The following is an 11,900-nucleotide window of genomic DNA, read 5'->3' on the forward strand; positions in this document are numbered from 1 at the left end:
TGTGTTTAACTATAAAAAAGGCAGGGATTCCTCCCTGCCTCATTGTGTTTCAAAGTTTGATGCTGCTCTGTCAGCCTTCGTGCAGCCCGCATTCGCGTTTCAACCCGAAGAAGCGCGTCTCTTCTTCCGCCATGCCCGGCTCCCATTTGCGGGTGGTGTGCGTGTCGCCTACGGACAGATAACCCTGATCCCACAGCGGGTGATAATTCAGGCCGTGCTTTTGCAGGTACTGATATACCGTGCGGTTGTCCCAGTCGATAATCGGCAGCACTTTAAATACGCCGCGCTGGATAGCCAGCACCGGCAGATTGGCGCGGCTGCCGGATTGTTCACGGCGCAGACCGGCAAACCAGGTTTGCGCGTTCAGCTCGGCAAGAGCGCGATTCATAGGTTCAACTTTGTTGATTTCATTGTATTTTTCAATGCCTTCAACGCCCTGTTCCCACAACTTACCGTAACGCGCTTCCTGCCACGCCGGGCTTTGCTCTGCTCGGAATACTTTCAGGTTCAGCTTGAGCTTGTCCGTCAGCTCGTCAATAAACTGGTAGGTTTCCGGAAACAGGTAGCCGGTGTCAGTCAGGATCACCGGAATGTTCGGCTGAACCTGGTTGACCAGATGCAGGCTTACTGCCGCCTGGATACCGAAGCTGGAGGAGAGCACATACTCGCCCGGCAGGTTTTCCAGCGCCCAGCCGACGCGCTCTTCGGCGTTCAGCTTTTCGAGTTGCGCATTGGTTTCAGCAAGCTGAAGCACACGTTCAACTTTCGGCAGTTCATTCAGCGCATTCAGATCGAGTCTGGACATAAGTTCCTCACCGTGTTTATTGCCTGATGGCACTTCACTTATCAGGCCTACAAATTACGCCAACCCCAGGCCGGATAACGCGTTTACGCCGCCATCCGGTATTATGCATTATTCCCAGAAATCGCGCGCCGGATCGAGTACCGGACGGACGATCCCGGCACGAATGGTGAAATCGCCAAAGCCTTCACCCTCTTCGCGCTCGCTTGCCCAGCGTGCGACCAGTTCATCGAGCGTCGCCAGAATTTCCGTTTCGGTGATATTTTCCCGGAACATACGCGGAATACGCGTCCCGATGCGGTTACCGCCAAGATGCAGGTTGTAGCGGCCCGGCGCTTTACCGACCAGACCCACTTCCGCCAGCATCGCGCGGCCGCAGCCGTTCGGGCAACCCGTGACGCGCAGCACGATATGATCGTCGCCAACGCCATGTTTCTCCATCACCGCTTCCACTTTATCCACAAATGAAGGCAGGAAACGTTCGGCTTCGGCCATGGCCAGCGGGCAGGTCGGGAACGACACGCAGGCCATGGAGTTTTCACGCTGCGGTTTCACCGCATCCATTAAGCCGTGACTGCGCGCCAGTTTTTCGATTTTCGCTTTCTGGCTTTCCGGCACGCCGGCCACAATCAGATTCTGGTTCGCCGTTAAACGGAAGTCGCCTTTATGGATCTTAGCAATTTCCAGTAGGCCGGTTTTCAGCGGACGGCCCGGATAATCCAGAATACGGCCATTTTCAATAAACAGCGTCAGGTGCCATTTATTATCGATACCTTTCACCCAGCCAATGCGATCGCCGCGACCGGTGAATTCGTACGGGCGAATCGGTTCGAATTTGATCCCCGCGCGGCGTTCCACTTCTGCTTTGAAGGTGTCGACGCCAACGCGTTCCAGCGTGTATTTGGTTTTGGCGTTTTTACGGTCAGTACGGTTACCCCAGTCGCGCTGGGTCGTCACCACTGCTTCCGCCACCGCCAGCGTATGTTCCAGCGGCAGATAACCAAACTCGCTCGCGGTGCGGGCGTAGGTTTTCTTATTGCCATGTTCAATGGAAAGCCCACCGCCCACCAGCAGGTTAAAACCGACCAGCTTGCCGTTTTCCGCGACCGCCACAAAGTTCATGTCGTTGGCATGCAGATCCACGTCGTTCTGCGGCGGAATGACCACCGTGGTTTTGAACTTACGCGGCAGGTAAGTTTTCCCCAAGATAGGCTCTTCGTCCGTAGTCGCCACTTTCTCGGCGTCGTGCCAGATCTCCGCATAAGCGCGAGTGCGCGGCAACAGATGTTCGGAGAGCTTTTTCGCCCACTCGTAGGCTTCTGCATGCAGTTCCGACTCAACCGGGTTCGACGTACACAGCACATTACGGTTAACGTCGTTGGCGGTCGCCAGCGCGTCCAGACCAACTTCGTGCAGCATCTGGTGTGCCGGTTTGACGTTCTTTTTCAGAATGCCGTGGAACTGGAACGTCTGGCGGTTGGTCAGGCGAATGCTGCCGTAGATCGTCTTATCGTCGGCAAATTTATCGATCGACAGCCACTGCTTCGGTGTAATGATGCCGCCCGGCAGACGGCAGCGCAGCATCATCGCGTGGCGCGGCTCCAGCTTCTGCTCGGCGCGTTCGGCGCGAATATCGCGGTCGTCCTGCTGATACATGCCGTGAAAACGGATCAGCAGGAAGTTATCGCCGTTGAAACCGCCGGTCAGGCCGTCGTGCAGATCTTCTGCAATCGTGCCACGCAGATAGTTGCTTTCGAGCTTCAGACGCTCGGCGTCGGCCAGTTTACCTTCGACCACCAGTGGGCCGGGATGTTTTTCACTCATTAGTAGACATCTCGCTGATAACGGCGCTCAACGCGCAGCTCACTTAAAAATTCATCCGCCGCTTCGGTATCCATGCCACCGAATTCGGCAATCACGTCCAGTAAAGCCTGCTCGACATCTTTCGCCATGCGATTGGCGTCGCCGCAGACATAAATGTGCGCACCGTCATTGATCCAGCGCCACAGTTCTGCGCCCTGTTCGCGCAGTTTGTCTTGTACGTAGACTTTTTCTTTTTGATCGCGGGACCAGGCCAAATCAATGCGATTCAGCACGCCCTCTTTAACGTAACGCTGCCACTCCACCTGATAGAGGAAATCTTCGGTGAAGTGTGGGTTGCCAAAGAACAGCCAGTTTTTACCCGGCGCTTCATCGGCCGCGCGTTGTTGAATAAAGGCGCGGAACGGCGCAATGCCCGTGCCCGGGCCAATCATAATCACCGGCGTTTCCGGGTTGGCTGGCAGGCGGAAGTTATCGTTGTGCTCAATGAACACCCGCACTTCGCCCTCTTCTTCCACGCGATCCGCAAGGAAACTGGAAGCACCACCCGCACGCGCACGCCCTTCCACTTCGTAGCGCACCACGCCGACGGTGATATGCACTTCGTTTTCCACTTCCGCCTGCGAAGAGGCAATGGAATAGAGCCGCGGCGTCAGCGGACGCAGCAGACCAATCAGCGCTTGCGCATCAAGCTGTGCCGGGGAGAAACGCACCATATCAACAATTGGCGTTGTCGCGGCATAGTGCTGCAACCGGGCTTTATCACCCACCAGCGGCAACAACGTTTCGCTGCGCGTCAGCGTGGCGTAATTTTCCACGATGTTGGCGGTGTTGACCGTCAGCTCGAAATGCCACTGCAACGCTTCAGCGAGCGGCTGTGTTTTACCGTCAACCGTAACCGGCTCATCGCCTTTCAACCACAGCAGTTCCACCAGTTCTTTCACCAGGGCCGGATCGTTCTGATACCAGACGCCCAGCGCGTCACCCGGCTGGTAGCGCAGCCCTGAATCCCCGAGATCGATTTCGATATGGCGAACATCTTTTTCGGAATGACGACCGGTGATTTTTTGGTTCACGGACAAACTCGCCGTCAACGGCGCTTCTTTAGTATAGGGGCTGGAGAAAACCTCGTTCACCGCGCCCGTCGCGCTCGCCACCGCCTGCGCCGGAGAGTCTTTCGGTACGCGGGCTTTCAACACTTCGACAATGCGCGCACGCCATTCGGCAGCCGCAGCCTGATACTCGACATCAGCGTCAACGCGATCCAGCAAGCGCTCCGCGCCCAGCTCAGCAAGTTTGCTGTCGAAGTCTTTCCCCGCCTGGCAGAAGAATTCATACGACGTATCGCCAAGGCCGAACACCGCAAAGGCAGTGCCATCCAGTTTTGGCGCTTTTTTCGAGAACAGGAACTTATGCAGCGCAACAGCTTCTTCCGGCGCTTCGCCCTCGCCCTGAGTGGAGGCCACCACCACCAGTAATTTTTCGTTAGCGATCTGTTTGAACTTATAGTCTCCGGCGTTAACCAGGTTGACGTTAAGTTTCGCTGCCAGTAGATCGTCGCGCAGCGCTTCCGCCACGCGGCGAGCGTTGCCGGTTTGCGACGCGGAAATTAGCGTAATTGCCGGGATCTCTGCGGCAGATGTCGGTACGGTAACTGCTGTCGCGGGCTGTTGGTTCAGTACGCCCCAGAAATAACCAGAAACCCAGGCTAACTGGGTGGGCGTCAAATCAGTGGTTGCGGCCTGAAGGCGCGCCAGTTGCTCCGGGTTTAGCGGCAGCAACGCGGAAGGTGGAGCCTGAGTTGTCATGCGTTGTCATGTTCCAGTAGCGAAAATTCCCCTTCGTTTTGCAGACAGACTTTTTCGCGGTCAACAACGCAAAAACGATAAGGGGATATAATTTTAAAAAACGAAGTGAAACTAAGGTTAACGGCGGGATAATAACAATTAAAGAAAGGTTGGAAATAATAAATAACCAAAAGAACTAACCTGTTTTAGCTATAGTTAATAACACTAAAACTGGTTAATTAACTTATTGAATTGTAATAATAAAATAAATGCAGGTTAGTAGTATTCAGCGCGTAAACACTTTTAGCGATTTTAGTTAATGCTAAAAAAGGTCATTTCCGCTACTATGCGGCGGTTTTTTGTCAGTCTGAGAGTGCATTATGTCGACCACGTTGTTTAAAGATTTCACCTTTGAAGCCGCTCACCATTTACCGCATGTCCCGCAAGGGCATAAGTGCGGTCGTCTGCATGGCCACTCCTTTATGGTGCGCCTGGAGATCACCGGCGAGGTGGATCCTTATACCGGCTGGATCATGGACTTCGCCGAACTGAAAGCGGCGTTTAAGCCGTTGTATGACAGGCTGGATCACTACTATCTGAATGAGATCCCGGGCCTGGAAAACCCGACCAGCGAAGTGCTGGCGAAGTGGATCTGGGATCAGATGAAGCCGGTTGTGCCGCTGCTGAGCGCAGTCATGGTGAAAGAAACCTGTACCGCAGGTTGCGTCTATCGCGGCGAATAAGCGAGTCGGTCATTTCTTCCCGGAGATGACTGACCGATAGCCGTTAGTGAGTCAGGAAGCCGCCATCCACGGCCAGCATATGGCCGTTGGCAGAACCCGCTGCGCGGCTTGCAAGAAATCCCATCAAATCCTGCTTAATCTCCCCAGCGGTTCGCCGGACGTTTTGGCTTTACTGCGGGCGATTCGCGTCATATTTGCTGAATAATAGCCCGACACCATCAACCTGAATTATTTCTTGTTAATAAACGCAGAGAATGATTAATGACGGAACGGGCTTTGAAACGTGATATGCAGCGCAGTGAAAACTTCATCAGATATTGCGCGGAAAAAACAACCCGCCAGGGCGGGCTGATTTATCAGGCAATGTTCAGGTATTTATGTGTCTGCATCGAGAGCCGCCAGTTGCGGGCGATACAGGTTTCAATACACAGACGGGTTGCATCCTCTTTCTGGCTGATAGGCTGCAAGGCAATCACCCGCGGCTTGTCATCGGTTAACTGCGCCAGCAGCTCGTCCAGCGCTTCGATATCACGCATACGCCCGACCGGATGCTTAATTTCATCCGCACGCTCCAGCGCCGACAACAGCACATCGTAGCCGCCGCGCATATTCACCTTCGGCGATACCGTTACCCAGGTGGAATGGGAAGCGCGCACTTCATGCGTGCCGCTGGTTTCGATCTGGCAGCTAAAACCGTTCAGCTCAAGCAGGCTGGTGAGCGGCGTCAAATCATGGATGCAGGGTTCGCCGCCAGTGATCACCACATGGCGCGCCGTCCAGCCCTGGCGCGCAATAATCGCCAGCAGATCTTCACTACTGGCCGCGCCCCATTTATCACTCTCTTTGGTTTTCGCAAGGATGCTGAACAGCGACACTTCCCGATCTGCAAGCTTATCCCAGGTGTGTTTGGTGTCGCACCAGGCGCAACCAACCGGGCATCCCTGTAAACGAATAAAAATGGCAGGAACGCCGGTAAAATAGCCCTCGCCTTGCAGGGTCTGGAACATCTCGTTAATCGGGTACTGCATAGTCAACTCTGATCAGAAATAAACGCTAATTATTGCAGATCCTGGCTTAACCTTCATAGCCTTTCGCGGTATTGCGCTTTTTCTCCACCGGTGACCGCTAAAAATGATGTAACTATCTATGTTTTTTCTTACACTTCGACGCAAATTGTCGTCGCTATTTCACGCTGTCAATAAAAATATAAAGCATTTAAAATCAATTAGTTATTTTTTTAACGTTTCGTGCTGGAATTAATTGTTCACTGCCGTTGTCGAACACCAATCCCCTTTCGTACTTTCCTTAAAACAAGCTTAAGAATCCCCCATTTCCCACTCAGCTTTATTGATATGGCGTTTAGCTTTCCGTGCCTACAATCCGCCCGAGCAACGCTGGAGAAATAGCACTCATGAATACATTATTAATAACGGGCGTGACGGGATTTCTGGGTGGAGCGGTATTGGAAAAAATCCTCCACGGCAGTGAAGCCATAAATTTACTGCTGTTGGTAAGGGCAGAAGACAAAGAGGCCGGACTTGAGCGCGTTAAAAGCAACATGCGCAAGTTTGGTCTGACGGATGCAGAACTTAACACACTTGATACTTCGCAAATCCTGCCAGGGGATTTGGGCGAACCGGAAGGCTTCATTAACGATCCGGCACTGGAAAGCGTCACTCACGTGCTGAACTGCGCGGCTGTTGCCTCTTTTGGCAATAACCCGCTGGTCTGGAAAGTGAATGTCGAAGGGACGCTGGCCTTTGCCCGCAGAATGTCGCAGGTGGCGGGCTTGCAGCGCTTTCTTCACGTCGGCACAGCGATGTCCTGCACGCCGGAACCAGATTCACTGGTGCCGGAAAGCGCAGAGTTTCACGAGAATGCTGAGCATCTGGTGGCCTATACGCGCTCCAAATCGACCATTGAGCAACTGATGCGCCTGGAGTGCCCGCAGATGCCGCTGGTGATTGCCCGCCCTTCTATCGTCGTCGGGCACACGCATCACGGATGTCTGCCATCAACCAGTATTTTCTGGGTCTTCAGTATGGGGCTGATGTTGCAGAAATTTATGTGCTCGCTGGAAGATCGCGTCGATGTGATCCCGGTCGATTACTGTGCCGATGCATTGCTGATGCTGCTTAAAGGTCCGGTCGCTCAGGGCGAAGTGGTGCATATTTCAGCCGGTGAAGAGAACAGCGTGCGTTTTGCTGATATCGATAAAGCCATGGCGCAAGCGCTGGAAAAAGCACCGGTGGGCGATAAATACGCGCAGGTCAGTTACGAGACGCTGGTGAAGATGCGCCGCGAGCTGAAGGGTATTTTCGGCCCCTGTAATGAGCGGTTGATGCTGAAAGCGATGCGTTTGTACGGTGCGTTCGCCATGCTCAACGTGCGTTTCAGCAACGATAAGCTGCTGAGTATGGGCATGCCGAAGCCGCCTCGCTTTACGGACTATATTGCCCGTTGCGTACAAACGACGCGCGGGCTGACAATCCCGCAGCAGATGGAAGTAGATTTCAAATAGCCAAAAAAAATGCCAGTCAGATGACTGGCATTTTTCTTTTCATCAAGGCTTAGCGATTACGCCTGACCTTTGATCTCTTTACGACCGTTGAACGGAGCTTGTTCACCCAGCGCTTCTTCGATACGAATCAGCTGGTTGTATTTAGCAACGCGGTCAGAACGGCTCATAGAACCAGTTTTGATCTGGCCAGCAGCGGTACCAACAGCCAGGTCAGCGATGGTAGCGTCTTCAGTTTCGCCAGAACGGTGAGAGATGACAGCGGTGTAGCCAGCGTCTTTCGCCATTTTGATCGCAGCCAGAGTTTCGGTCAGAGAACCGATCTGGTTGAATTTGATCAGGATGGAGTTAACGATGCCTTTTTCGATGCCTTCTTTCAGGATCTTGGTGTTGGTTACGAACAGATCGTCACCAACCAGCTGGATTTTGTCGCCCAGTACTTTGGTCTGGTATGCGAAGCCAGCCCAGTCAGATTCGTCCAGACCATCTTCGATAGAAACGATCGGATACTGTTTGGTCAGATCTTCCAGGAAGTGAGTGAACTCTTCGGAGGTGAACGCTTTGTTGCCTTCGCCAGCCAGAACGTATTTACCGTCTTTGTAGAATTCAGACGCTGCGCAGTCCATCGCCAGAGTGATGTCTTTGCCCAGTTCGTAGCCCGCAGCTTTTACCGCTTCAGCGATAACAGCCAGTGCTTCGGCGTTAGAACCCAGGTTCGGCGCGTAGCCGCCTTCGTCACCAACAGCAGTGTTCATGCCTTTGGATTTCAGAACTTTTGCCAGGTTATGGAACACTTCTGAACCCATACGTACAGCTTCTTTCAGGCTTTTCGCGCCAACCGGCTGAATCATGAATTCCTGAATGTCGACGTTGTTATCAGCGTGCTCACCACCGTTGATGATGTTCATCATCGGAACCGGCATGGAGTATTTGCCCGGGGTGCCGTTCAGTTCAGCAATGTGAGCGTACAGCGGCAGGCCTTTAGAAGCAGCAGCAGCTTTAGCAACAGCCAGAGACACGGCCAGGATTGCGTTTGCACCGAAGTTAGATTTGTTTTCGGTACCGTCCAGATCGATCATGATCTTATCGATGCCAGCCTGGTCTTTTGCATCTTTACCCAGGATTGCCTGAGCGATCGGGCCGTTTACCGCGCCAACCGCTTTCAGTACGCCTTTACCCATGAAACGGGATTTGTCGCCATCGCGCAGTTCCAGCGCTTCGCGGGAACCAGTAGAAGCACCTGACGGCGCAGCCGCCAGACCTACGAAACCACCTTCCAGGTGTACTTCGGCTTCAACAGTCGGGTTACCACGGGAGTCGATGATTTCACGACCGATGACTTTAACGATTTTGGACATTAGGTTTTCCTCAGTACAAGTTAAACTAAAACTCCAGACAAACAACGCGTACCAAAGGTACGCGTTGTCGTTGTAACTTTTTTTACTTCGCCTGACGCTTTTGATGCTCGCTGGCGGCTTTCACAAAGCCTGCAAACAGCGGATGTCCATCACGCGGCGTAGAAGTAAACTCCGGATGGAACTGACAGGCGACGAACCATGGATGATTCGGCACCTCGATGATCTCGACCAACTGATCATCCCCGGAACGGCCCGCAACACGCAGACCCGCAGCTTCAATTTGTTTCAACAGCATATTGTTGACTTCGTAACGGTGGCGATGGCGTTCAACGATAGTCGGTGCGCCGTAAAGCTGGCGAACCAGGCTGTCATCGCCAAGCTGGCACTGCTGTGCGCCAAGGCGCATCGTACCGCCGAGATCGCTCTTCTCAGAACGCTGCTCAACGTTGCCATCTTCATCACGCCACTCGGTAATCAACGCCACAACCGGGTATTTACAGTCTGGCACAAATTCCGTGGAGTTGGCGTTCTCCATCCCGACCACGTTACGTGCAAATTCAATCAACGCAACCTGCATACCCAGGCAAATTCCCAGGTAAGGAATATTGTTTTCACGCGCATAGCGTGCGGTGGCGATCTTGCCTTCCACACCGCGGTAACCGAAACCGCCCGGGATGAGGATTGCATCCAGATCTTTCAGAATTTCCACACCGCGCGTTTCAACATCCTGCGAATCAATCAGCTTGATGTTGACGGTGACACGGTTTTTCAGACCACCATGCTTCAGCGCTTCGATCACCGATTTGTAGGCATCCGGCAGTTCAATGTACTTACCGACCATACCGATGGTGACTTCACCTGACGGATTCGCTTCTTCATAGATAACCTGTTCCCATTCGGCCAGGTTTGCTTCCGGACAGTTCAAGCTGAATCGTTTACAAATATAATCGTCCAGCCCCTGGGATTTCAACAGGCCCGGGATTTTATAAATAGAATCGACGTCTTTCAGAGAAATCACTGCTTTTTCTGGAACGTTACAGAACAAAGCAATTTTCGCACGTTCGTTAGCAGGAACGGCACGATCGGAACGACAAATCAGGATATCCGGCTGAATACCGATGGAAAGCAGCTCTTTCACAGAGTGCTGTGTCGGCTTGGTTTTCACTTCACCCGAAGCGGCCATGTACGGCACCAGCGTCAGGTGCATGTAGAGTGTGCGCTCACGGCCCACTTCTACAGCCATCTGACGAATAGCTTCAAGGAACGGCAGGGATTCGATATCACCCACAGTACCGCCGATTTCAACCAGCGCGACATCGTGGCCTTCGCCACCTTCAATGATGCGCTCTTTGATAGCGTTAGTGATGTGCGGAATAACCTGTACGGTCGCGCCCAGATAGTCGCCACGACGCTCTTTACGCAGAACCTCGGAGTAAATGCGACCGGTGGTGAAGTTGTTGCGACGCGTCATTTTGGTGCGAATGAAGCGCTCGTAGTGACCCAAATCAAGATCGGTTTCAGCGCCATCTTCGGTAACGAACACTTCGCCATGCTGGATTGGGCTCATAGTCCCCGGATCGACGTTAATATACGGATCCAGTTTCATCATAGTGACGTTAAGGCCACGAGCTTCGAGAATGGCTGCCAGGGAGGCTGCGGCAATGCCTTTACCCAGAGAGGATACGACCCCGCCGGTCACAAAAATATAGTTCGTTGTCATGCTGAACCTGAGAAGTTAGGTTTAAAAGACGATGGAATAACCAGGACGGGAAAGCAGTATACCCGATCATGGCTGAGGCCACAAACTTTCATTCTCCCTCTCCTTCGTTCTTCAGGCCGCATCTGCCCTGGCTTCATTCGCCCATCCCGGACGCACGGCATGGCGATGCGCCTAGGGATTTTCTCAGTTGCCGCCTTGACGCGCCCCGAGTAAGTCGAAGAGGCGCTTCTCAAAGCGTTCTGGCAGATATAAGGAGTGTGAAAATAGCCGCTTTCAGGTAAATGTTTTTGACGTAAATCAAGCGCTTGTTATTTAAAAAATCACACAAATGGCGCTTACTGGAACAATTCCGTTAAAGATCATGTTCCTGGCGTTTTACCTGTTGCCAGACATTTTCCATTGTTTCCAGATCCACACCGGTCATTTCCAGTCCGCGCTCGCGGACAATTCGCTCCACCTCGCGGAAACGACGCTCAAATTTCAGGTTCGCTTTTTGCAGCGCGACTTCCGCTTTTACCCCCAGATGGCGCGACAGATTTACCGTAGCAAACAGTAAATCGCCGACCTCTTCTTCCAGTCTTGCCTCATCCACAACGGCCTGTTTCGCTTCGTCCATCACTTCATCGATCTCTTCATACACCTTATCGAGCACCGGGCCCAGCGACGTCCAGTCAAAGCCAACGCCGGAGCAGCGTTTCTGGATTTTATGCGCGCGCATCAGCGCAGGCAGGCTGTGGGGAATGTCGTCCAGCGCCGAGAGCTGCGCTTTCTCAGCACGTTCCTCGGTTTTGATTTGCTCCCAGCGCGCCAGCACTTCCGTGCTGTTTCCGGCAATGGCGTCGCCAAAAATATGCGGGTGACGGCGTTCCAGTTTGTCGCTAATCGCCGCGCAGACATCGTTAAAATCAAAGCGCCCCTCTTCCTGCGCCATCCGGGCGTAAAACACCACCTGGAACAGCAAATCGCCCAGTTCACCGCGCAGATCGTCAAAATCTTCCCGGTTGATAGCGTCCAGCACTTCGTACGTCTCTTCCAGCGTATAGGGTGCAATGGTGGTGTAGGTTTGTTCTTTGTCCCACGGGCAGCCGGTTTCCGGGTCGCGCAGGCGTTGCATAATCCCGAGCAGACGATCGATTTGAGTCATGAGTCTT

9 protein-coding genes and 1 pseudogene are annotated in these 11,900 nt (G+C 53.2%); 2 read left to right on the top strand and 8 right to left on the bottom strand.

Annotated elements, in window-relative coordinates; translation table 11 throughout:
- Positions 1–70: 70 nt before the first annotated feature.
- From cysH to cysJ, 3 genes are all read right to left on the bottom strand, one after another.
- Entirely contained in the window at positions 71–805 is a 735-nt protein-coding gene (gene cysH / locus Y71_RS21940; RefSeq protein ID WP_007373300.1) for a phosphoadenosine phosphosulfate reductase, read from the bottom strand.
- A 108-nt stretch (positions 806–913) separates the two neighbouring features.
- Positions 914–2,626, bottom strand: a complete 1,713-nt coding sequence (gene cysI, locus Y71_RS21945) for an assimilatory sulfite reductase (NADPH) hemoprotein subunit (protein WP_007373299.1) — start codon at positions 2,624–2,626, stop codon at positions 914–916.
- Positions 2,626–4,431: an NADPH-dependent assimilatory sulfite reductase flavoprotein subunit gene (gene cysJ, locus Y71_RS21950; protein ID WP_007373298.1), complete on the bottom strand. Its 1,806-nt coding sequence runs from the start codon at positions 4,429–4,431 to the stop codon at positions 2,626–2,628. Before cysJ ends, cysI begins: the two co-directional genes overlap by 1 nt.
- Positions 4,432–4,790: 359 nt before the next feature.
- Here cysJ and queD point away from each other — a divergent pair, with 359 nt between their 5' ends.
- A complete protein-coding gene (gene queD, locus Y71_RS21955) occupies positions 4,791–5,153 on the top strand; it encodes a 6-carboxytetrahydropterin synthase QueD (protein WP_007373296.1) in 363 nt (120 codons plus the stop codon).
- 43 nt (positions 5,154–5,196) lie between these two features.
- On the opposite strand, the pseudogene Y71_RS30820 reads toward queD, so the two are convergent.
- Both Y71_RS30820 and queE read right to left on the bottom strand, forming a co-directional pair.
- Positions 5,197–5,311: pseudogene (locus Y71_RS30820) on the bottom strand (oxidoreductase); the annotation flags it as partial.
- 198 nt (positions 5,312–5,509) lie between these two features.
- On the bottom strand, positions 5,510–6,181 hold the full coding sequence (queE, locus tag Y71_RS21960; RefSeq protein WP_007373294.1) for a 7-carboxy-7-deazaguanine synthase QueE: 672 nt from the start codon (positions 6,179–6,181) through the stop codon (positions 5,510–5,512).
- A gap of 383 nt (positions 6,182–6,564) precedes the next feature.
- Between queE and Y71_RS21965 the strand changes: the two genes are divergently transcribed.
- Positions 6,565–7,674 (top strand): SDR family oxidoreductase, encoded by a 1,110-nt coding sequence (locus Y71_RS21965; RefSeq protein WP_007373293.1) that lies wholly within the window; start codon positions 6,565–6,567, stop codon positions 7,672–7,674.
- Positions 7,675–7,730: 56 nt separating this feature from the next.
- On the opposite strand, the gene eno is transcribed toward Y71_RS21965, so the two are convergent.
- The 3 genes from eno to mazG all read right to left on the bottom strand — a co-directional run bounded on the left by eno (position 7,731) and on the right by mazG (position 11,893).
- On the bottom strand, positions 7,731–9,029 hold the full coding sequence (eno, locus tag Y71_RS21970) for a phosphopyruvate hydratase (protein WP_007373292.1): 1,299 nt from the start codon (positions 9,027–9,029) through the stop codon (positions 7,731–7,733).
- Between the two features lie 82 nt (positions 9,030–9,111).
- Positions 9,112–10,749: a glutamine hydrolyzing CTP synthase gene (gene pyrG / locus Y71_RS21975; RefSeq protein ID WP_035889482.1), complete on the bottom strand. Its 1,638-nt coding sequence runs from the start codon at positions 10,747–10,749 to the stop codon at positions 9,112–9,114.
- 352 nt (positions 10,750–11,101) lie between these two features.
- Positions 11,102–11,893: a nucleoside triphosphate pyrophosphohydrolase gene (mazG, locus tag Y71_RS21980; RefSeq protein WP_007373289.1), complete on the bottom strand. Its 792-nt coding sequence runs from the start codon at positions 11,891–11,893 to the stop codon at positions 11,102–11,104.
- Positions 11,894–11,900 lie beyond the last annotated feature (7 nt).

It is taken from the genome of Kosakonia radicincitans DSM 16656, assembly GCF_000280495.2.
Taxonomy (GTDB): Bacteria; Pseudomonadota; Gammaproteobacteria; order Enterobacterales; family Enterobacteriaceae; genus Kosakonia; species Kosakonia radicincitans.

Excerpts from the sequence above, each read along its gene's own strand:
- cysH (WP_007373300.1), bottom strand. The coding sequence starts at position 805 with ATGTCCAGACTCGATCTGAATGCGCTGAATGAACTGCCGAAAGTTGAA.
- cysI (WP_007373299.1), bottom strand. The coding sequence starts at position 2,626 with ATGAGTGAAAAACATCCCGGCCCACTGGTGGTCGAAGGTAAACTGGCC.
- cysJ (WP_007373298.1), bottom strand. The coding sequence starts at position 4,431 with ATGACAACTCAGGCTCCACCTTCCGCGTTGCTGCCGCTAAACCCGGAG.
- queD (WP_007373296.1), top strand. The coding sequence starts at position 4,791 with ATGTCGACCACGTTGTTTAAAGATTTCACCTTTGAAGCCGCTCACCAT.
- queE (WP_007373294.1), bottom strand. The coding sequence starts at position 6,181 with ATGCAGTACCCGATTAACGAGATGTTCCAGACCCTGCAAGGCGAGGGC.
- Y71_RS21965 (WP_007373293.1), top strand. The coding sequence starts at position 6,565 with ATGAATACATTATTAATAACGGGCGTGACGGGATTTCTGGGTGGAGCG.
- eno (WP_007373292.1), bottom strand. The coding sequence starts at position 9,029 with ATGTCCAAAATCGTTAAAGTCATCGGTCGTGAAATCATCGACTCCCGT.
- pyrG (WP_035889482.1), bottom strand. The coding sequence starts at position 10,749 with ATGACAACGAACTATATTTTTGTGACCGGCGGGGTCGTATCCTCTCTG.
- mazG (WP_007373289.1), bottom strand. The coding sequence starts at position 11,893 with ATGACTCAAATCGATCGTCTGCTCGGGATTATGCAACGCCTGCGCGAC.